Annotated in this window: 18 protein-coding genes and 1 tRNA gene; 8 read left to right on the top strand and 11 right to left on the bottom strand. The window is 61.4% G+C overall.

Translation table 11 applies throughout. From position 1 onward, the window contains the following. The first annotated feature begins 9 nt into the window (after nucleotides 1–9). The 5 genes from BFN10_RS28015 (at nucleotide 10) to bcsQ (ending at nucleotide 4,990) form a co-directional block, all read left to right on the top strand. Nucleotides 10–675, top strand: a complete 666-nt coding sequence (locus BFN10_RS28015) for an SGNH/GDSL hydrolase family protein (RefSeq protein ID WP_071492442.1) — start codon at nucleotides 10–12, stop codon at nucleotides 673–675. After that, a complete protein-coding gene (locus BFN10_RS28010; RefSeq protein WP_071492441.1) occupies nucleotides 675–1,340 on the top strand; it encodes a cell division protein FtsQ in 666 nt (221 codons plus the stop codon). The genes BFN10_RS28015 and BFN10_RS28010 overlap by 1 nt, the downstream gene beginning before the upstream one ends. A 17-nt stretch (nucleotides 1,341–1,357) precedes the next feature. Then, complete coding sequence (locus BFN10_RS28005; RefSeq protein WP_071492440.1) at nucleotides 1,358–2,773, top strand: MBOAT family O-acyltransferase; 1,416 nt, start codon at nucleotides 1,358–1,360, stop codon at nucleotides 2,771–2,773. A 12-nt stretch (nucleotides 2,774–2,785) separates the two neighbouring features. After that, a complete protein-coding gene (locus BFN10_RS28000) occupies nucleotides 2,786–3,910 on the top strand; it encodes an alginate O-acetyltransferase AlgX-related protein (protein WP_071492439.1) in 1,125 nt (374 codons plus the stop codon). Nucleotides 3,911–4,087: 177 nt separating this feature from the next. Continuing rightward, on the top strand, nucleotides 4,088–4,990 hold the full coding sequence (gene bcsQ / locus BFN10_RS27995; protein WP_071492438.1) for a cellulose biosynthesis protein BcsQ: 903 nt from the start codon (nucleotides 4,088–4,090) through the stop codon (nucleotides 4,988–4,990). A gap of 241 nt (nucleotides 4,991–5,231) precedes the next feature. On the opposite strand, the gene BFN10_RS27990 is transcribed toward bcsQ, so the two are convergent. From BFN10_RS27990 to BFN10_RS27970, 5 genes are all read right to left on the bottom strand, one after another. Then, nucleotides 5,232–6,419: a methyltransferase gene (locus BFN10_RS27990; protein WP_071492437.1), complete on the bottom strand. Its 1,188-nt coding sequence runs from the start codon at nucleotides 6,417–6,419 to the stop codon at nucleotides 5,232–5,234. Next, nucleotides 6,400–7,089 carry an ABC transporter permease gene (locus BFN10_RS27985; RefSeq protein WP_071492538.1) on the bottom strand — a complete coding sequence of 230 codons (690 nt, stop codon included), beginning with the start codon at nucleotides 7,087–7,089 and terminating at the stop codon, nucleotides 6,400–6,402. The genes BFN10_RS27990 and BFN10_RS27985 overlap by 20 nt, the downstream gene beginning before the upstream one ends. Nucleotides 7,090–7,127: 38 nt before the next feature. Beyond that, nucleotides 7,128–7,823, bottom strand: a complete 696-nt coding sequence (locus tag BFN10_RS27980; RefSeq protein ID WP_016979103.1) for an ABC transporter permease — start codon at nucleotides 7,821–7,823, stop codon at nucleotides 7,128–7,130. Nucleotides 7,824–7,897: 74 nt separating this feature from the next. Continuing rightward, on the bottom strand, nucleotides 7,898–8,650 hold the full coding sequence (locus BFN10_RS27975; protein WP_071492436.1) for an ABC transporter substrate-binding protein: 753 nt from the start codon (nucleotides 8,648–8,650) through the stop codon (nucleotides 7,898–7,900). A gap of 13 nt (nucleotides 8,651–8,663) precedes the next feature. Next, nucleotides 8,664–9,437, bottom strand: a complete 774-nt coding sequence (locus BFN10_RS27970; RefSeq protein ID WP_012721734.1) for an ABC transporter ATP-binding protein — start codon at nucleotides 9,435–9,437, stop codon at nucleotides 8,664–8,666. 554 nt (nucleotides 9,438–9,991) lie between these two features. Here BFN10_RS27970 and gabP point away from each other — a divergent pair. Then, nucleotides 9,992–11,383, top strand: coding sequence for a GABA permease (gene gabP / locus BFN10_RS27965; protein ID WP_071492435.1), 1,392 nt, complete (start codon nucleotides 9,992–9,994; stop codon nucleotides 11,381–11,383). Between the two features lie 42 nt (nucleotides 11,384–11,425). On the opposite strand, the gene BFN10_RS27960 is transcribed toward gabP, so the two are convergent. Further along, nucleotides 11,426–11,839, bottom strand: a complete 414-nt coding sequence (locus BFN10_RS27960; protein WP_071492434.1) for a hypothetical protein — start codon at nucleotides 11,837–11,839, stop codon at nucleotides 11,426–11,428. 12 nt (nucleotides 11,840–11,851) lie between these two features. After that, on the bottom strand, nucleotides 11,852–12,829 hold the full coding sequence (locus BFN10_RS27955; protein WP_071492433.1) for an alpha/beta hydrolase family protein: 978 nt from the start codon (nucleotides 12,827–12,829) through the stop codon (nucleotides 11,852–11,854). 178 nt (nucleotides 12,830–13,007) lie between these two features. Here BFN10_RS27955 and BFN10_RS27950 point away from each other — a divergent pair, with 178 nt between their 5' ends. Both BFN10_RS27950 and BFN10_RS27945 read left to right on the top strand, forming a co-directional pair. After that, nucleotides 13,008–13,973: an arsenic resistance protein gene (locus BFN10_RS27950; protein WP_071492432.1), complete on the top strand. Its 966-nt coding sequence runs from the start codon at nucleotides 13,008–13,010 to the stop codon at nucleotides 13,971–13,973. Between the two features lie 87 nt (nucleotides 13,974–14,060). Further along, nucleotides 14,061–15,653 (top strand): ArnT family glycosyltransferase, encoded by a 1,593-nt coding sequence (locus BFN10_RS27945; protein ID WP_071492431.1) that lies wholly within the window; start codon nucleotides 14,061–14,063, stop codon nucleotides 15,651–15,653. 131 nt (nucleotides 15,654–15,784) lie between these two features. Here BFN10_RS27945 and BFN10_RS27940 read toward each other — a convergent pair. From BFN10_RS27940 to BFN10_RS27925, 4 genes are all read right to left on the bottom strand, one after another. Beyond that, nucleotides 15,785–15,860: transfer RNA gene (locus BFN10_RS27940), tRNA-Phe, on the bottom strand. A gap of 103 nt (nucleotides 15,861–15,963) precedes the next feature. After that, nucleotides 15,964–16,236, bottom strand: coding sequence for an oxidative damage protection protein (locus tag BFN10_RS27935; RefSeq protein ID WP_028615361.1), 273 nt, complete (start codon nucleotides 16,234–16,236; stop codon nucleotides 15,964–15,966). Further along, nucleotides 16,233–17,300 (bottom strand): A/G-specific adenine glycosylase, encoded by a 1,068-nt coding sequence (gene mutY / locus BFN10_RS27930; protein ID WP_071492430.1) that lies wholly within the window; start codon nucleotides 17,298–17,300, stop codon nucleotides 16,233–16,235. The genes BFN10_RS27935 and mutY overlap by 4 nt, the downstream gene beginning before the upstream one ends. Continuing rightward, nucleotides 17,297–19,507, bottom strand: coding sequence for an AsmA family protein (locus BFN10_RS27925; RefSeq protein ID WP_071492429.1), 2,211 nt, complete (start codon nucleotides 19,505–19,507; stop codon nucleotides 17,297–17,299). Before BFN10_RS27925 ends, mutY begins: the two co-directional genes overlap by 4 nt. Between the last annotated feature and the right edge of the window lie 148 nt (nucleotides 19,508–19,655).

Here is a 19,655-nt window from a genome sequence, read left to right as displayed (position 1 = left end):
GAGTCATTCATGCCTGTTTCTGCGATTGCCGGCCTGACCATGCTGGTATTGGGCGAAAGTCATATGAGCTTTCCCGATTCGTTGCTCAACCCGCTGCAAGACAACCTCACCCAGCAAGGCGCGGTGGTTCACTCCATCGGTGCGTGCGGTGCCGGCGCGGCGGATTGGGTGGTGCCGAAAAAAGTCGAGTGCGGCGGCGAGCGCATGCCCACCGGCAAGGCTGTGATCTATGGCAAGAACGCCATGAGCACCACGCCGATCAAAGACCTGATCGCCAAGGACAAGCCCGACGTGGTTGTGTTGATCATCGGCGACACCATGGGCTCCTACACCAACCCGGTGTTCCCCAAAGCCTGGGCCTGGAAAAGCGTGACCTCGCTGACCAAGGAAATCGCCGCCACCGGCACCAAGTGCGTGTGGGTCGGCCCGCCATGGGGCAAGGTCGGTTCGCAGTACAAGAAGGACGACACCCGCACCAAGCTGATGTCGTCGTTCCTGGCCAGCAACGTGGCGCCGTGCACTTACATCGACTCGCTGACCTTCTCCAAGCCGGGCGAGTGGATCACCACCGACGGCCAGCACTTCACCATCGACGGCTACCAGAAGTGGGCCAAGGCGATCGGGACAGCCTTGGGTAACCTGCCGCCATCGGCCTACGGTAAAGGAAGCAAATAATGAAGCGAATGACCCTGGGCCTGGCGACCTTGCTTGCCAGCGTCAGCGCCTACAGTGCCGACATCCCGCTGTATCCGACCGGCCCGGAGCAAGACGCAGCGTTCCTGCGTTTTGCCAACGGCAGCCCGGGCGAATTGAAGCTGGTGGCGGACGGTTCCAAGGCCAGCTTGGTCCTGAGCGGCGACAAAGCCGTGTCGGCGTTCCTGCCGGTGGTCGGCGGCGACAAGCCGATCAAGGGCGTCTTGAGCAGCGGCGGCAAAAACGCGGATTTCTCGGTGAACGTCGCGCCGGGTGAGTTCGCCACAGTGGTCGCATTGGTCGACGCCAAGGGCGCCACGCGCCAGCTGGTGGTGCGCGAAGTGCCGGACGACTTCAATGCGCTCAAGGCCTCCCTGGCCTTCATCAACGCCGACGCCAGCTGCGCCGACGCCAGCCTGGAAGCCGTGGCGCAAAAGGCCGAGTTGTTCAAGAAGGTCGCTGAAGGTGCGGTGCAGCGGCGCATGATCAACCCGGTGGAACTGTCGGTGCAGCTCAAATGCGCCGGCGCGCCGGTCGGTCAGCCGCTGGCGTTCACGCTCAAGGCGGGCGAGCGCTACAGCGTATTGGCCGTTCCTTCAGATAAAGGCTCGAAGTTGCTGTTCGCCTCTGACGCACTCGCTAACTGATCGGGCCCGACACCACCATGGTCTTTGCCTCACTCGAATTCCTCACGCTGTTCCTGCCGGCCTTCCTGTTGATCTACGCGCTGGCTCGTCCGAGCTGGCGCAATGTCATCCTGTTGATCGGCAGCTGGCTGTTCTACGGCTGGTTGAGCCCGTTGTTCCTGTTGCTGCACATGGTGTTGACCGTGGTGGCATGGGTCGGCGGCTTGCTGGTGGACCGCTCCCGTGAGGACGGCAAAGGCCGGGTGCGCCTGTTGATCGCATTGATCGTGTTCAACACGGCGGTGCTGTGTTGGTACAAGTACGCCAACATCGTCGCCGGCACGGTGAGCGAGGTGATCACCTGGTACGGCGCGATGCCGCTGGACTGGCAGCGTGTGGCCTTGCCGGCCGGCTTGTCGTTCATAGTATTGCAGGCGATTTCCTACCTGGTGGATGTGCACCGGCATACGGTGCCGGTGGAACGCAGTTTCATCAACTACGCCACCTATATCTCGATGTTCGGGCACTCGATTGCCGGCCCGATCATCCGTTACGACTGGGTTCGCCGCGAGCTGAACCAGCGGTATTTCAACTGGGCGAATTTCTCCCTGGGCGCGCGGCGCTTCATGATCGGCATGGGCATGAAAGTGCTGGTGGCCGACACCCTGTCGCCGCTGGTGGACATCGCCTTCCACCTGGAACACCCCAGCCTGGTGGACGCCTGGATCGGTTGCCTGGCGTATTCGCTGCAACTGTTCTTCGACTTCGCCGGCTACAGCGCCATGGCCATCGGCCTGGGCCTGATGCTGGGCTTCCACTTCCCGGAAAACTTCAATCGGCCGTACCTGGCCAGCAGCATCCAGGATTTCTGGCGGCGCTGGCACTTGTCGTTGTCCAGCTGGTTGCGCGACTACCTGTACATCGCCCTGGGCGGGAACCGCGACGGCGTGTGGCGCACCTATCGCAACCTGTTCCTGACCATGGCGATTGCCGGGTTGTGGCACGGCGGCGACAGCTGGAACTACCTGTTGTGGGGTTCGGCCCATGGCGTGGCGCTGTGTGTCGACCGGGCCTGGTCGCGATCGAGCCTGCCGAGCATTCCGCCGGTGTTGTCGCACGTCCTGACCTTGCTGTTTGTGTGCCTGGCCTGGACCTTGTTCCGTGCGCCGGACTTCCACTCGGCACTGACCATGTACGCCGGCCAGTTCGGCCTGCATGGCATGGCCTTGGGTGACGCGATGGCCGTGGCCATGCGCCCGGCCCATGGCATGGCCGCGCTGTTGGGCCTGGTCTGCATCATCGCGCCAATCTGGCAGGTGCGTTGTGAACAGCGCTTCGGCACCCAACCGTGGTTTGTGCTGGCGGCTTCGCTGTGGCCGGTGGCCGGGTTTGTGTTGTCGTTCGCGCTGATCGCCAGCCGTGACGCCGTACCGTTTCTGTACTTTCAGTTCTAAGGACGCCCGATCATGCCTGCTCCTACCGCGCCGACGCCTCCGAGTGAACTGGCCGTTCGCACCAGCCCCCTGGCGGCCTGGGTGCTGGTGCCCTTCCTGGCGGCGGGGCTGTTGTCATGCGCCTGGCTGATGGTGAAGGGACCGATCAGCTATGTGCCGGCCAAGGTCGACAGCGACATGCTGCTGCACGGCGACCTGACCCACCGTTTTGCCAAGGAACTGGCCAAGGCACCGATGGCAATCCAGGCCGCCAACCTGGAGCGCGGCGGCAGCTGGCTGGCGTTCGGTGACACCGGGCCGCGGGTACGGCGAGGTTGCCCGGGCTGGCTGTTTATCAGTGATGAACTGCGCATCAACCGGCATGCCGAGGCCAATGCCCAGACCAAGGCCCAGGCGGTGATCGACCTGCAAAAACAACTGGGTCAAAAAGGCATCGACCTGCAAGTGGTGGTGGTGCCGGACAAGAGCCGCATCGCCGCTGCCGAACGCTGTGGCCTGTACCGCCCGGCGGTGCTCGACGGCCGCATTCAGGACTGGACCAAACGGCTGCAAGCTGCCGGCGTTTCCGCGCTGGACCTGACCGACACTTTGAAACCCCTGGGCGCCGAAGCCTACCTGCGTACCGATACCCACTGGAGCGAAATCGGTTCCAACGCCGGCGCACAGGCGCTCGCGCAGCGCATCCAGCAGCGGGGCATCAAGGCCACGCCGGAGCAGACGTTCGATATCACCCAGGCGCCGCTCGCCGTACGCCCGGGAGACCTGGTGCGCCTGGCCGGTCTGGATTGGTTGCCGCCCACGTTGCAGCCGCCGGGGGAGTGGGTCGCGGCCAGCAGCGCCCATGAAACCGGCGGCGCGACCAGCAATGCCGACGACCTGTTTGGCGACGCTGGCCTGCCCAATGTGGCGCTGATCGGCACCTCGTTTTCGCGCAACTCCAACTTCGTCGGCTTCCTGCAAAAAGCCCTGAATGCGCCGGTCGGCAATTTCAGCAAGGACGGGGGCGAGTTCTCGGGGGCGGCCAAGGCCTATTTCGAAAGCCCGGCCTTCAAGCAAACACCGCCCAAGTTATTGATTTGGGAGATTCCGGAGCGGGACCTGCAAACGCCCTACGATGCGATCACGGTTGGTCAGTAATTTGACTATTTGCCGTTTGTCTAAAAAATAGACAGCTTCCTCATCAGAATAATGACACTTTTGCGTGCCTGAAGCAGACTGGCTTGCACTAGGGCGACCACAAAAAGACCTGCGGTAAGCAGTCGTATCAGCTGACCTTTTCACGTCTTTGGGCTTCGCCGTGATGAGGGGTCAGCTATGAGCATTACCAATGGTCTTTTAGCCTTGCTCGGCAAGGACATCTGCCAGGATGAGCGCGGCAGGGAGGCGCGGATGCATTTCTTCGGCAGTATTCCCCGCGCGGATGATGGTGCCGTCAGCCAGGACGCAGACACCGTGCCCCTCAAGCCAAAAGTGGTGGCGCTGGTGTCGATCAATGGCGGCGTCGGCCGCAGTACCCTGGCCACTGCCTTGAGCAGTGGTCTGCAGCGTCAGGGCGAGTCCGTCGTGGCCCTGGACCTGGACCCGCAGAACGCCTTGCATCTTCACTTCGGCGTGAGTCCGGCGTTGCCGGGCATCGGGCGTACCAGCCTGGAACATGGGCCATGGAACCCGCTTCAACAGCTCAGCTTCGCCGGCTGCCAGGTAATCCCCTTTGGCGAAATCGACATCCCACAGCAGGAAAGCCTGGAGCGCTGGCTCAAGCAGGAGCCGCGCTGGCTGGCTCAACACCTGGCAGCCCTCGACTTGAGTGCGCGACAGACAGTGATCATCGACACACCTGCCGGTAACAACATCTACTTCCATCAAGCGCTGAGTGTCGCCGATGTGGTGCTGGTCATTGTGCAGGCAGACGCTGCATGCCTGGGCACCCTCGACCATCTGGATGCACTGCTTGCCCCGCACCTTGAAAGTGAACACGCGCCTCGCGTGCACGTGGTTATCAACCAAGTGGATGAAAGGAATGCTTTCTGCCTGGACATGATCGAGGCCTTTACCCAGAGGCTGGGGAAAGAGGCGCTGCAGGTGCATCGCGACATGCGGATCCATGAAGCGCTGGCTTTTGGTGACGACCCGGTGGAGAGCGCAGAGAAGGGCCTGGCGGGTGACGATATCAACGATCTTTGCCAACTGCTGAAGGCGCCAAACACCCGAGCATAAAGCGCTGGTTATACGCTTGACCCCAGATGCTTATGCACAATCGGTTGGATGCACCTGTCACCCAACAGCCATTTTGTGGAGCGTTTCTCATCACGCTGCAACTGCCTGTTTTGCGTGCATTTTATTTTGTGAACAAAAAATGACCAGTACGGCTTTTGGCCTGTAGCGCAGATGCCTACAGGCTCCGTAAAGAATCCATCAACAGAGTTATCCACAGGCTGCACTGCGACAATTTTGCCCTCTAATCGCGCTCGGCAAGCACCATCAAGTTGCGCGGCGTCAGTGCAGGATCGCAGAAGGTGCCTACGTCGACCTTGTAGCCGTTCTCACCGAGAAACAACGCCCGATCCAGCACCAGCCAAACCTCAAGCGGGCGCCGAAACAGACCACGCACCAATTCCAGGTTTCTCACCTCAGCCAGGCGGCGCCAGCCGTGGGCCTCCAGCGCCGCCCAATCCTGTTCACCTGTGGATAACCCTTTGAGGTTCGCCAGCTCCCGGCAGTAATCGGCGAAGGACTTGTCCAGCCAACGGGCAGGCAGGGACGGTGTGGGCAGGTATTCGTCGAGGCCGCGCAGTTCGCGTTGCAGTTGGTCGAAACCCAGGCGCCGTGCCATGGACGTATCGCGTTGCAAGCGCACGCGTTTGCCAGCGGTGACGGTTTCGCTCAGCGGCAGGCCGAGGTCATCGATGGACAGTTGCAGGGTTGAAGCACGGCCTGCGTTGGACAGTGGCTGGTAGGTGTCGGCAGTGATGCGGTTGTAGCAGCATGGCGCCAGCGCCAGCTGCTTGCAGCCGACCGCGCTGGCCAGTTGCAGCAGGCGCACATGCAGGTCGCCACAGGCGTGCAGGGCGACGGGGGTGTGTTCGGCGTGGATCGCCACATCGGCCATCACGTCTTGCAGGCGATGGGTGGCGGGCAGGCCATGGTGATCGCTCAAGGCCTGACCTGCCGCGATCAGTGCCGGGTCGTATTCCAGGCAGGTCAGGGCCTGATCGGCTTGCAACAGCCGGCGACCCAGGTGGCCCTTGCCTGAACACCAGTCCAGCCAGTGGGTGGGGGCTTGCGCAAACTGCAGCGTACTGCCGAAGGCTTCAATCTGTTCCCACTTGCGACCTGGAACATCGACATTCAGGCGATGGCGGGCGGGAGCCAGGGGCTGCGTCGGTAACTTATCCACAGCACTGAGCGCGCGAGCTTGCGCGGCGAGCTGCGCAAAAGGCGCCGGTGCCGGCAGGTCATGGGGGTGGTTGTGACAGGTTTCGGCATCGTCCAGCGAGCGTTGCCGCAGCCACTGGGCGAGTTCGGGGTGCTGGGTTTTCCAGGGCAAGTGCAGATGAGTAAAGGGCCGTGGTTTCCACAGCCCTTGGTGCTCGATCAGGAACGCATCCAGCGCCTGGAAGCGTGCCTCAACGTCCTTGGCAGGCATCGACGCGCAGCCAGCGTTCCAGCAGTTTGAAGGCGCGTACCAGCACGTAGGCCATCAACAGGTAGAACAGGCCCGCAGCGAAGAAAATCTCTACCGGCAAGTAGGTACGGGCAATGATGGTCCGTGCCATGCCGGTCAATTCCAGCAGGGTAACGGTACTGGCCAGGGCGCTGGCCTTGAGCATCAGGATCACTTCGTTGCTGTACGCCGGCAGGCCGATGCGCGAGGCACGCGGCAGGATGATGTAGAACAGCGTCTTCGGCCTGGACATGCCCAGGGCTCGCGCCGCTTCGATCTCGCCGGGCGGGATGGCCTGGATGGCGCCGCGCAGGATCTCGGCGATGTAGGCGGCGGTGTGCAGGGTCATGGTGGCGGTGGCGCACCAGAAGGGATCACGCAGGTAGGGCCACATGAAGCTCGCGCGCACTGAATCGAACTGCGCCAGGCCGTAGTACACCAGGAACAACTGCACCAGGAGCGGCGTGCCACGAAAGAAGAAAATATAGGCGTAGGGCAGGGCGCTGACGTACCAGCGGCGCGAGGAACGGGCGATGCCCAGCGGGATCGCCAGCAACAGGCCGGCGATCACCGCAATGGCCACCAGCTCCAGGGTCATGATGGCGCCCTGGGCCAACTTGGGCAGCCACTTGATGATCACGGCCCAGTTCAGGCCCAGGTCGAAATGCGCCAGCCAGCTGTAGTCGCCGCTCATTGGGTGCTCCTTGCAAAGCCGCGGGCGGCGCGTTTTTCCAGGAAGTGCATGCCGGTCATGGCCAGCACGGTGAGGCCCAGGTACATGAAGGCGGCGACCATGAAGAAGGTGAAGGGCTGCTTGGTGACAGTCACGCCGATCTGCGCATGGCGCATGATTTCTTCCAGGCCGATCACCGATACGAGGGCGGTGTCCTTCATCAGGATCATGAACAGGTTGCCCAGGCCCGGCAGGGCGATGCGCCACATCTGCGGCATGATCAGCCGGGTGAAGATCCGGAACTTCGACAGCCCCAAGGCTACACCCGCTTCACGGTGGCCCTTGGGAATGGCGAGGATCGCGCCACGGAACACTTCGGTCGCGTAGGCGCCAAAGCACAGGCCCAGGGCAATGACCCCGGCGGCGAAGGCACTCAGGGAAAGGTCGGGGTTGCCGAAGAACTCACCGAGGGCACGCATCAGGTTGACCGTGCCGAAGTAAATCAGCAGCACCCACAGCAATTCGGGAATGCCACGCACGATGGTCGAATACGCACCGCCCACCCATTGCAGCGGCTTGTACGGCGAAGTCTTGGCCAAGGCCCCGGCAAGGCCGAGCACCAACCCCAGGCACAGGGCCGTGAGCGCCAGTTTGACGGTCATCAGCGCGCCGGCGGCAAGCGCCGGGCCGAATCCGTAGAGATCGAAATTCATGGTGTTTTCATATCGCGGCAGGCATTGCAAAAAGCCGACGCGCTCAGGTGAGCGCGTCGGGCATACCGTTCAGATCATTCGATGCTGAAAGGGAAGTACTTGTCGTTGATCTTCTTGTAGGTGCCGTCTGCCTTGATCTCTGCCAGGGCTTTGTTCAGGCGCTCGCGCAGTGGGTCGCCCTTGCGTACGGCGATACCGATCTTGTCGCTTTCTACAACCGGGTCGCCCTTGAACTCGTAGGCCGAACCGTCTTTGCTCTTGAGCCATTCGTACTGCACGTACTTGTCGGCGAGGATGCCATCCAGGCGACCGGAGGTCAGGTCGAGGTAGGCGTTTTCCTGGGTGTCGTACAGCTTGGCTTCGGTTTCAGGCAGCTTGTCTTCCAGGTAGGTCCCGGCCAGCGTCGCGCGTTGTGCACCGATGACCTTGCCTTTCAGGTACGCCGCGTCAGTCTTGAAGTCGGCGGTGGCTTTAGGCGCGATGAATTGCAGCTTGTTGGAGTAGTACGGGTCGGTGAAGTCGACGGCCTGCTTGCGCTCGTCGGTGATCGACAGCGAGGACACCAGGAAGTCGAACTTCTTGGCGTTCAGGGCCGGGATGATGCCGTCCCAGTCGGACACATACACTTCGCACTTCTCGACTTTCATCTTGGCGCACAGGGCGTCGCCGATGTCTTTGTCGAAGCCGACCACGTTGCCGCTCGCGTCTTTGTTGTTGAACGGCGGGTAGGCCGCTTCAATCCCCATTTTCAAGGTTTCTGCCATGGCCGTGGCGCTGAACGCCATCGAGACGGCCGCGGCCAGAAGGAATTTTTTATAGTTCTGCATGCATGTTGCTCCGTTAGCGGTTGCTGGACATGAATTGTTTGCAGCGCGCCGAAAGCGGGTTTTCAAACACCTGCTGTGGCGATCCTTGCTCTTCGACCAGGCCCTGGTGGAGGAACACCACTTCACTGGACACCTGACGGGCGAAGCCCATTTCATGGGTGACCAGCAGCATGGTGCGGCCTTCTTCGGCCAGCGCGCGGATCACATTAAGTACTTCCTGAACCATTTCCGGGTCAAGCGCGGAAGTGGGCTCGTCGAACAGGATGACCTTGGGCTGCATCGCCAGGGTGCGCGCGATGGCGGCCCGTTGTTGCTGGCCGCCGGACAATTGCGCGGGGTAGGCGTGGCGCTTGTCGGCAATGCCGACCTTGTCCAGCAGCGCTTCGGCGACTTCGATGGCTTCGGCCTTGCTTTGGCCGAGCACGCGGCGCGGGGCCTCGATGATGTTGTCGAGGATGCTCATGTGCGGCCACAGGTTAAAGTTTTGAAACACAAAACCGATTTCGCTGCGCAGGCGGTTGATCTGCTTGCCGTCGGCGGCCATCAGTTCGCCGTTTTTCGCGGCCTTGAGCTTGAGTTCTTCGCCGGCCACCAGGATCTGGCCCTGGTGCGGGTTTTCCAGCAGGTTGATGCAGCGCAGGAAGGTGGACTTGCCGGAACCGGAGGAACCCAGGATCGAGATCACATCGCCGTCGCGAGCGGTCAGCGAGATACCTTTGAGTACCTCCAGCTCACCATAGCGTTTATGCAAGTTGCGGATTTCAAGCGCGGGCGTGGCCTCGGCCATGTGGGGTCCTCATTGTGTTCGTTGCAATCCTGCTGTTGGGCCGCCTTCCTGGCGAGGCGCCAAGCTAGCATAGCGTCCTGATGGCAGCCAACAGCGCGGCCGGCGGTAAACCGATGGTGTGCGGCGGGGTGTCGCATCGGCACAGCAGCGTGTCGCGCCATCAACAACCGAACAACCGTTTGAACCCGGAAAACCGCAGGCTTTGCGTAAAAAAGGGCGCGATGGTGCCAGCTTTGGCCGGGTGTTGGAAGGGTTAACCGGGCAAACGGTGCTTATCAGCCCTTTTATGGAGCGTCACGTACTTTTTGTGTGTGTTTATGGTGCGTTTATTCGTCTTGAATGTGAGTCGCACGGTAACGCTATAGCGGAATGCCATTGTTCTCAATGACTTGCGGTGGTTGTTGAATCGACCTACAGCCCGCGTCAATCGTGGCTCTGTAACATTTTGGCGCAAATCTTGCGTAAAAAATAAAGAACGCCCTGTTGGTTTCTTTTCACGAGAAAGATCCCGGGCCGGGTGGACCGTTTTCGCAATTCCTCGCAAAGGTGTGTCAATGAGTAGTACGCAAAGCTCCAATGACCTCGAACAGGGGCTCAAACCGCGTCACGTCACCATGCTGTCGATTGCCGGCGTCATCGGTGCCGGTCTGTTTGTAGGCTCCGGCCACGCGATTGCTGCCGCCGGCCCGGCCGTACTGCTGGCGTATGCCGCAGCGGGCACGCTGGTGGTATTGGTGATGCGCATGCTGGCCGAAATGGCCGTGGCGTCGCCGGACACCGGTTCGTTCTCCACTTATGCCGACCGTGCGATTGGCCATTGGGCCGGCTTCACCATCGGCTGGTTGTACTGGTGGTTCTGGGTCTTGGTGATTCCGTTGGAAGCCAACGCCGCCGCGACCATCCTGCATGCCTGGTTCCCGGATGTGGCTATCTGGGCCTTTACCCTGATCATCACCCTGCTGCTGACGGCGACCAACCTGTTCAGCGTGAAGAACTACGGCGAGTTCGAGTTCTGGTTCGCGTTGATCAAGGTCGTGGCGATCGTAGGCTTTGTGATCCTTGGCCTGGCCGCGATTTTCGGTTTCCTGCCGACCAGCCAGGTCAGCGGTGTTTCCCATCTGTTCGATACCCAGGGCTTTATGCCAAACGGCATGGGCGCCGTACTGGCTGCGATCCTGACCACCATGTTCTCGTTCATGGGTACCGAGATCGTCACCATCGCCGCCGCTGAATCGAAGAACCCAGGTCAGCAAATCACCAAGGCCACCAACTCGGTGATCTGGCGGATTGGTTTGTTCTACCTGCTGTCGATCTTCATCGTGGTGTCCCTGGTGCCTTGGAACGATCCGACCCTCGCGGCCGTGGGTTCCTACCAGACCGTGCTGGAACGCATGGGTATCCCGAATGCCAAGCTGATCGTCGACCTGGTGGTACTGGTGGCCGTGACCAGTTGCTTGAACTCGGCGCTGTATACCGCTTCGCGCATGCTGTTCTCCCTGGGCCGTCGCGGTGATGCACCGGCCGTGGCCAAGCGTACCAACAAGAGCGGCACGCCCTACTGGGCGGTGTTGTTGTCCACCGGTGCGGCGTTCCTGGCGGTCTTCGCCAACTACGTGGCCCCGGCGGCGGTGTTCGAGTTCCTGCTGGCCAGCTCCGGCGCCATCGCGCTGCTGGTGTACCTGGTGATCGCAGTATCGCAACTGCGCATGCGCCAGAAGCGCACGGCGGCGGGCGAGAAGATTGTCTTCAAGATGTGGCTGTTCCCTGGCCTGACCTACGCGGTGATGGTGTTCATCGTGGGGACGTTGACCATCATGCTGTTCCAGGAAGCGCATCGGGTCGAGATCATTGCGACCGGTGTGCTGAGCTTGCTGGTAGTGGCGGCGGGCCTGCTGGTGGCGAGTCGCCGCAAGGCGCAGCGAGTGGGGGCTGCGGTACTTAACTGACCCAATGTGGGAGGGGCAAGCCCCTCCCACTTTGTTTTCGCGTCAGGCTTCCGGGGTGATCAGCGCCTGAGACGCCGCGACGTAATCGGCCTGGAACTGCGGCGACTCGATCCACGCCAATGCAGCCGCCTCATCATCGGTATCCGTCGCCCACTGTCGATACTCGATCAGCGCCGCCAGGATGAAATCGGTGGCTTGCTCTTCACCTTCCTGCTCCAGCACCAGCGCCAACAACGGGTGCGCCAGGAATGCCGTGCACAACGCCTGCTGGCTGGTTTCGCCTGCAGTGCGCATCTCGACAAACATCTCCGTCAAATCCACCGACTCCAAGTCAATGCGGCTGTCATCGCCGGCAAACGCATCCGGTTTGGTCGCGACGGCGCGCTGGGTGCGGTTCTGCTTGGCCTTGGCCTTTGCCCGGTGGGCGCGTTTTTGCTGCTTGTTCGGCGAGGCCATGGGGTTGGCGTCCTAGGGTTCTGGATCGGGGGGAGTATTGAAGCGCAGGTTGGGGGAAATCCCAAGGGTATCTGCGGCCAATTGACCGTTTTGAAGCCACGCCAATGCAATCGGCCATAAACGGTCCTGATATTCGCTGCGGAAAAAGGCGAAATGCCCGACCTGGTTTTCGCCGATATCTTCCGGCGCTATGCGCAGGTGCGTACGCTCGCTGCCGTCAAAATAACCCAGCAACCGCTCGATGGCCGCCACGGTGCCGAAGGGGTCATCCGTGATGCTGATCGCCAGTATCTGCGCCTTCACGCGGCTGAAGGGCAGGTTGCCCAGCGCTCGACCGCTGGGGCGTGTTTCATATCGGGGCGTCGGCATGCTCCAGTCGCGCACTACGCCGGCTGGCGTATCTTCCAGCCAGCCCAGGCGCTTGCCGGGGAAGTATCCGCACAGTGCCGTCAGCAGCGGCATTACCACATGCCATTTGGCAAACATGCGCCAGCGTCCGCTCGGTGCGTAATCGCGCCAGTAGGCGAACTGTGCGCCCACCGTGACGATCCGTCGAATAACAGCACCCGACGCCGCGAGTCCTGCCGCGCAACCGCCAAAGCTGTGGCCGACTACGTCAATCGGCTGCCCTGGGAACTCCCGTTGCGCACGCGTGAGCATCGCCTCGAAATCCAGCACGCCCCAATCCGACCACGAGGCCTTGAAGTGGCGCAGCGAGCCGTTGCGGGATTCGCCGATGCCACGGTAGTCGTAGGTGAGGACATCGAAGCCGTTGGCGAACAGGTAGTCGGCGAAGCGAGCGTAGTGGCGGCAGCGTACGGAGGTGGCGGCGTTGATGATCACCACCGGGCGTGTGGGATCGGTCCTGATATGGCGCCAGGCGAAGCCGCCCAGGATATGGCCGTCGGCGGCGGGTTCCTTGAAGGGTTCGCTGTGATCGCGTGCAGACGGGGCTGGAGGCAATGGTAAAGAGGCGTCGTTCAAATTCATTGGTTTCTCGACCTCGATCGGTTTCTTGTTTTTTTAGAAACAATTGCTCAGTTTGCCAGCACTTGCGCTGTCATTTGGTGGTTTATCAAATGACGGATTGGATCGCCTGCTTGCGTCGCTCGACCTGGAGCCGGTAGATGCATAACCTTGCACTCTTTCGATTCGACTAGACCATCTTATGACCCGCGATGCCCTCGAACACAACCAGATTCCGATCTACCTCGTCACTGTGTTTCTGGCCGTCGTTTTCGGTCTGCTTCCCCTTTCATTCGCCCACGATCTCAGCGCACTGGTCACCCCCGCCATCGCCGTGCTGATGTACGCGATGTTCCTGCAAATACCGTTTCTGGACCTGCGTCAAGGCTTGGGTAACAAGCGCTTCCTGTCGGCATTGCTGCTGGCCAACTTCATCCTGGTGCCCTTGCTGGTGTGGGCGCTGACCCAAAGCCTGGTCGGGCGCCCGGCGTTGCTGGTGGGGGCGTTGTTGGTGTTGCTGACGCCTTGCATCGACTACGTGGTGGTGTTTACGCATATCGGCAAGGGCGATTCGCGGCTGATGCTGGCGGCGACGCCGGTGCTGTTGCTGCTGCAGTTGGCGCTGTTGCCGTTGTACTTGGGGTTGATGCTGGGGCCGCAGTCTGAGGTCGTGGTGGAGGTGGGACCATTTGTCGAAGCATTCCTGTCGTTGATTGTGATGCCGATGATTCTGGCAGTGCTCACGACTTCCCTGGCGCGGCGATCATCTGTCGTCAACGCGTGGAGCAGCGCCTGGGCGTGGCTGCCCGTGCCGGCGATGGCGCTGGTGTTGTTTGTGGTGATCGGTTCGCAAATCACTTCCGTGGTGCGGGATATCAACCTGCTGTTGCCGGTGATTCCGGTGTATATCGGCTTTCTGCTGTTGGCGCCGTTGATGGGTGCGCTGGCGTCGCGGCTGTTTGCGCTCCCGGCCGCAACGGCACGGGCGGTAACATTCAGCGCATCGACGCGCAATTCGTTGGTGGTGCTGCCCTTGGCGCTGGCCCTTCCCGAGGATGTGCGCGGGTTGGCGGCGACGGCGGTGATCCTGCAAACCCTGGTCGAACTGGCCGGGGAGTTGATTTATGTGCGGCTGATCCCGAAGTGGGTGTGGCCCGCAGGTCGGTAGACGCACAAATCTTCCAGTCTGTTCAGGCGCTATTCAGCAGGGCGGTCGGCACCATAAGTCGGCGCCCCTTACCTGACAGGTCAACCGATGGATCACCGCAACCGTTTTCGCCTGGAATCCTCAGGGATTTTCCTCTTCGCTCTATTGTTGTTCACCCTGGGCATCTGGGATCAACAGCCCCAAGGGTTTGATGGCCGATGGGCGCTGTTCCTGCAAGAGATGTTTCGCCATGGCGTGAGCTTTTTCCCGACCACCTATGGCCAGCCCTACGCGGATTATCCCGGCACCGCGACCTTCTTCAGTTATGTATTTGCCAGGCTGTTCGGTGCGCCCAACCATCTGGCGAATATCCTGCCGACCGCCCTGGCTTCTGCTGGCGTAGTCGCGGTGGTCTATCGCTTGCTGGTGCCTGCGAGCCGGCCGTGGGCACTGCTCACGGTGCTGCTGACGTTGCTCACCACCCAACTGCTCGAAAAGTCCCGCTCGGTATGCCTGGACCAGATGGTGGCGTTGCTCTGTGTAGGCAGTTTCTACCTGCTGCACAGCGGCGGACGCAGGAGGCGGCTTGCGGTGTTCCCGCTGTTTGTCCTGGGTTTTGCGATACGCGGGCCATTGGGGTTGATCGAGGTCTGTGGTGTGGTGTGTGTGTATTGGGCACTGGCCAAGCCTGGCGAGCGTGTGAAACAGGTGCTGATTCACGGCATCGTCGGCGTGGTGCTGCTGGCAGCCTGTTGGTGGCTGTTGGTGAAGCTGGCGCGCATCAGTGGGGGCGACGCGTTTGCCGATGAGGTGTTCAAGATGCAGGTCGGCGGACGCCTGGATGAAGCCGGCGAGCCGTTCTACTTCTATTTCCAGTTGAGTCTGTACCGCTATTTCCCGGTGGTGCCATTGGCGCTGGCCACGATGATTGCCCTGCGTCATCGCTGGCCCGAGCGGTTTGAGGGCGACATGCAACTGGTCGCGCGGCTGGGTGCCTGCGGCTTGATGATCTTGCTCGGGCTGTCGATACCGCACTTCAAGCGCGCTTATTACATCCTGCCCATGGTGCCGATGTTCGCGGCTGTCGCGGCCTATGGGCTGCTCCAGGCGCAAGGCTGGCTCACGGGCGTGCGCCGCTGCTACGAAGCGCTTGTCGTCGCGCTGCCGGCGTTGTGCGTGGTTGCGATCTTTGTGTGTCGGCATGGCTGGCAGAAGCACGGTTACTGGCCGGCTGTTTCACTGCCGCTGCTGATTGGCGGGCTGGTGGTGCTGCAGGTGGCGGCGCTGATCGCCTGGCATCGCGGAGGGCGGTTGGTGTGGCTCAGCCTGATCGCGTTGATGGCGCAGTGGGTGGTGTTGGTCACTGTGGTGGAGCCCTCCAAGGATATGCAGTTCGATACCCGGAAGTTTGTCGGCCAGGTGGAGGCGTTGCGTGCCGCGCAACCGGGGCCGCTGGTGTTTATCAATCTCGGCCGAGACACTTGGGCGGTGCGCTACATGATGAACCTTGACCATGATGAGCAACCGATCTTTATCGAAGGCAGCGAAATTGAGCGACTGGGAACTTTGCCTCGACCCGCCTGGGCAATTGTGTCGCGCAAGGAAACCGCGTTGCTGCAAGGAACGCCTCTGGAGAAGCAGGCGCCAAGGTTTGAAGGGCGGCTGAACGACAATCCGCTGATGGTGTTCTTGTTGAAGTAATAGAGGTCGTTCGTTTCGGGGTGGCGTAGGCCGCCCCTGGACAACGCAATAAACGACAGACAACAAAAAACCCGCACTAGGCGGGTTTTTGTGTGTTTCAAATGACGTTTGCACCACTTGAAACTGAATAGTGGTGCCCAGAGACGGAATCGAACCGCCGACACGGGGATTTTCAATCCCCTGCTCTACCGACTGAGCTATCTGGGCAACGGGGCGCATTAAACGGGTTTTTCAGGGGGTCGTCAAGCAAGTTTTCGAAAAATATTTAATTATTACCGTCGCTTACGTGCCGGCCCCGGTTTTTGATCAATTATTGAGCAGGCGGCACGTAGCCGTCGGCCTTGGCGTATTCCTCGCCGGAAAAGAACTTGTCCATCTCGCCCGCCAGGTATTTGCGATCTTCGGCGTTCATCATGTTCAGGCGTTTTTCGTTGATCAGCAGGGTTTGGTGTTTCAACCAGTCGCCCCAGGCTTTGGCCGAGACATGTTCGAAAATGTCCTGGCCCTTGGCGCCTGGATACGGAGGGCGTTCCAGGCCGGGCAATTCTTCTTTGTACTTGCGGCACATGATGGTGCGGGTCATGACGACACTCCTGCATTCAATACGTCGGCCGCGCGTTTCAGCAGTTTTTTTACCGGGGCGGCAAGGCCCAGGCGCGGCGGGGTGGCGAGGTTATACCAGAGCCAGTCGGCCTCGGCCACGTGATGGGCGGTTTCCTCGACCTGGATCAACCAGGGTTCGATGGCGAGCTGGAAGTGGCTGAAGGTGTGGATCAACCCCGGCAGCGCCTGTTGGTTGCCCAGTTCCAGCGCATGCTGGTGGGCCAGGTGTTCCAGGTCTTGCAGGTCATCCAGCTCCGGCAAACTCCACAGGCCGCCCCACAGCCCGGTGGAAGGACGACGGTAAAGCAGGATCGCGCCCTCGGCATTCGCCAGCATCGGCATCAGCGTGCGCTTTTGCGGGATGGTCTTGCGCGGCTTGGGGATCGGATAGCGCGTCTCCAGGCCGAGCATGTGGGCTTCGCAATGTTTTTCCAGCGGGCACAGCAGGCAACTGGGTTTGCTGCGGGTGCAGAGGGTGGCGCCCATGTCCATCATCGCCTGGGTGTAGGCGTTGACGCGGGTCTGGGGCGTGAAGCGCTCTGCGGTGGCCCACAGCTGCTTGGCCACCTTGGGTTCGCCGGGGTAGCCCTCCTGTGCGGTAAACCGCGCCAGCACACGCTTGACGTTGCCGTCGAGGATTGGCGCACGCAGGCCCATGCTCAGGCTGGCAATCGCGCCGGCGGTGGACAGGCCGATACCGGGCAGCTCGGTGAGCTTTTCGACATCCCTGGGAAACTCGCCACCGTACTCGGCCACGACAATCTTCGCGGTCTTTTGCAGGTTGCGCGCCCGGGTGTAGTAACCCAGGCCGGTCCACAGGTGCAGCACTTCATCTTCCGGCGCGGCGGCCAAGGCTTCGACCGTTGGCAATGACGCCATGAAGCGGTCGAAGTAATTGAGCACCGTGCTGACCTGGGTCTGCTGCAGCATGATCTCCGAGACCCACACCCGATAAGGCGTGATGCCCTGTTGCCAGGGCAGGTCATGGCGACCGTGGCGGTCGTACCAATTGAGCACGGCCTCTGAAAACTGCTCGTTTCTCATCGCTTGAACAGGCCCTTCAATGCATCTTTCAACTGCGGGTTCACCTTGTCGAGCTTCTCTTCCAGCTTGTCGCTGAGCTTGTTGCCGGCCGCCTTGATGGCGACCTGGGTCAAGCCGTCCTTGTCCAGGCGGCAGGCCTTGGCGCCCAGCTCCAGCGGGCCACGGCAGCGCAGCGGCACTTCGATGCCCTGGAAGTTGGAGCCGACCTGGCAGGCAGGGTCCGGCGTTTCGCGCTGGTCGCCCTCGACAATGATGCCGACGCGGTAGTCCATGCCCAGCACGCGCAAGTCCACATCACCGTTACCGTTGACGGTCAGGCCCGGGATGCGCACTTTCAGGTCAGGGTTGCTGGCCACACCGTTACGCAAGGTCAGGTTGCCTTTCAGCTCCTGGAACGGCGTGTCCTTGCCTGGCGGCGTGCTGCTCAGCGTCTTGCGGTTGAGCAGGGCAATGCCGGTGCACAGTTGTTGCTCAAGGTTGGCGTTGAGCAGCACGCCGTTGTTGATCACGAAACTGGCGGTGCCGTTGAGGCTGTCGATCAGGGCTTTCTGGCTGTTGCCGCGGCCTGTGAGGTTGCTGTCCAGGGTGATCTGGCCCTTCACCGGCGGGTTCTGCCCTTGGGCCTGCAGGATGCGCTCGACCGGCACCTGCTTGATCCGGCTTTGCAGCGCCAGCACCGGAATATCCTGACGCACATCGAGGCTGCCGTTGGCCTGGAAGGTGCCGTTGTAGAGACCGCCGCTCAAGGTGTCGAGCTTGAGTTGGCCGTCGAGGCCGGACGCTTTGAGCGCTGCATTCTGGATCGGCAATTTGCTCAGGGTCAGTTGACCGAAGGCGAGGTCGGCATCCACGTCCAGCGTGCGCAGGCGCGTCAATGGCAGCAGCTTGTCGGTGCTCCAGGCTCCCTTGGTCGGGGCGTCGGGCAATGGCGTGGTGCCGCCGGCGGCCATGGCACCGGCTTCGCTGTTCTGCACCTCGGCCTGGCGTGCGGCGCTTGCACCCTTGGCGGATTCGGACTTGGCCGGCAGGTAGTTGTCGGCGTTGAATGTATCGCCCTTGAGCTGCACACGCAGGGACTGTTTGGCGAAATCGTCCACCGCCAGGCGACCGGTGAAGGTGCTGCCGTCGAGTTTCAGGTTCAGGTCTTCCAGCGCCAGGCTGGTCGGGGTGCCCTTGAGGCGGCTGACCAGTTCGACCTTGCTCAGGCTGCCCTCGGCCATCGGTGGCAGGGGGTGGCCGACGCTGTCGAGGAACTTGGCCAGGTCGAACTGGGCAATGGACAGGGCGCCGCTGAGCTGCGGGGTCTTGTCCAGGTCGTTGACCTTAAGCTCGCCCAAGGCGCGCAACTGGTTGGCCGAGAGCTTCAGGTTGGTCCATTCGGCGATATTGGCCGCCTGGTCCACCAGCAGTTGGCCCTGGGTGGAGAAGGTCACGGTCTTGCCTTGCAGCGGTTCGCCCGTGGCTTCGCCGGTGATCTTCATGTCTTCCAGCTGATAACGCTTGAGGGCGCGCTGGATGCGCAGGTTGCCGTTGAGTTCGGTCTTGACGCGCATCACCGGCTGGTTGGTGCCGAAGAAGGCAGTGAGCTTCACCGGAATACTGGCGCCTTCGTGCACGGCGCCGGCGCTCAGCTGGATGCTTTCGGCGCTGAACTGCTTGCCGGTCTGCTCGTCGTTGTATTCGATGCGGGCGTTGTTGATGGTCAGGCTGTCGATGTCCAGCCGGATAGGTTTCGAGGGTTTCTCCGGCTCGGGCTCGGCGGCCTGTTCCGCGGCAGCGGGTGCGCTGGAGCTCGGCTCATTGGCGCTCTTGCCGATGTCTTCCCAATCGCCATGGCCTTGTTTGTCGCGGTTCAGGCGCAGGTTGAGGCCTTCGACACGCACATCGCTCATCTGCACTTCACGACGCAGCAGCGGTAAAACCCGTACCGACAGGCCGAGCATCTGCAAGTCGGCGAACGGTTTGGTCGGGTTGGTCAGGGTCGCCACGCTGGCTTCGTGCAGTTCCAGCCCGAGCCAGGGGAACAGGCTCCAGCCGATATCGCCATTGAGCGTCAGCTCGATGTGGGCCTTGTCGCGGGCAATCTGGCGGATCTCATCTTTATAGTCGTTGGGATCGAAGAGGTGGGTCAGGGCGAAGCCCAGGGCCACAATGATCAGCAACAGCCCGAGAAGTACCAGACCCAGGATTTTGCCGAACGCTTTCATGGGCGAGTCCTTGTATGTCGATTTCAAAATTTAGCCGCAGAGTATAACGCCCGACGGCCTGCGTCAGTGCCCCGATCGTTACATTGTATCCAGGGGCCGGGAAACGGGTTTTTGACGTCAAACAAAGCAGATTTCCTGAAAAAGGTGA

It is taken from the genome of Pseudomonas extremorientalis (assembly GCF_001870465.1).
GTDB lineage: Bacteria > Pseudomonadota > Gammaproteobacteria > Pseudomonadales > Pseudomonadaceae > Aquipseudomonas > Aquipseudomonas extremorientalis.
Note: the sequence above shows the minus strand (reverse complement) of the source record. Positions and strands in the feature narration are given on the sequence as shown.

Coding starts and splice junctions, on each gene's coding strand:
- BFN10_RS28015 (WP_071492442.1), top strand. CDS start 10: ATGCCTGTTTCTGCGATTGCCGGCCTGACCATGCTGGTATTGGGCGAA.
- BFN10_RS28010 (WP_071492441.1), top strand. CDS start 675: ATGAAGCGAATGACCCTGGGCCTGGCGACCTTGCTTGCCAGCGTCAGC.
- BFN10_RS28005 (WP_071492440.1), top strand. CDS start 1,358: ATGGTCTTTGCCTCACTCGAATTCCTCACGCTGTTCCTGCCGGCCTTC.
- BFN10_RS28000 (WP_071492439.1), top strand. CDS start 2,786: ATGCCTGCTCCTACCGCGCCGACGCCTCCGAGTGAACTGGCCGTTCGC.
- bcsQ (WP_071492438.1), top strand. CDS start 4,088: ATGAGCATTACCAATGGTCTTTTAGCCTTGCTCGGCAAGGACATCTGC.
- BFN10_RS27990 (WP_071492437.1), bottom strand. CDS start 6,419: ATGCCTGCCAAGGACGTTGAGGCACGCTTCCAGGCGCTGGATGCGTTC.
- BFN10_RS27980 (WP_016979103.1), bottom strand. CDS start 7,823: ATGAATTTCGATCTCTACGGATTCGGCCCGGCGCTTGCCGCCGGCGCG.
- BFN10_RS27975 (WP_071492436.1), bottom strand. CDS start 8,650: ATGCAGAACTATAAAAAATTCCTTCTGGCCGCGGCCGTCTCGATGGCG.
- BFN10_RS27970 (WP_012721734.1), bottom strand. CDS start 9,437: ATGGCCGAGGCCACGCCCGCGCTTGAAATCCGCAACTTGCATAAACGC.
- gabP (WP_071492435.1), top strand. CDS start 9,992: ATGAGTAGTACGCAAAGCTCCAATGACCTCGAACAGGGGCTCAAACCG.
- BFN10_RS27960 (WP_071492434.1), bottom strand. CDS start 11,839: ATGGCCTCGCCGAACAAGCAGCAAAAACGCGCCCACCGGGCAAAGGCC.
- BFN10_RS27955 (WP_071492433.1), bottom strand. CDS start 12,829: ATGAATTTGAACGACGCCTCTTTACCATTGCCTCCAGCCCCGTCTGCA.
- BFN10_RS27950 (WP_071492432.1), top strand. CDS start 13,008: ATGACCCGCGATGCCCTCGAACACAACCAGATTCCGATCTACCTCGTC.
- BFN10_RS27945 (WP_071492431.1), top strand. CDS start 14,061: ATGGATCACCGCAACCGTTTTCGCCTGGAATCCTCAGGGATTTTCCTC.
- BFN10_RS27935 (WP_028615361.1), bottom strand. CDS start 16,236: ATGACCCGCACCATCATGTGCCGCAAGTACAAAGAAGAATTGCCCGGC.
- mutY (WP_071492430.1), bottom strand. CDS start 17,300: ATGAGAAACGAGCAGTTTTCAGAGGCCGTGCTCAATTGGTACGACCGC.
- BFN10_RS27925 (WP_071492429.1), bottom strand. CDS start 19,507: ATGAAAGCGTTCGGCAAAATCCTGGGTCTGGTACTTCTCGGGCTGTTG.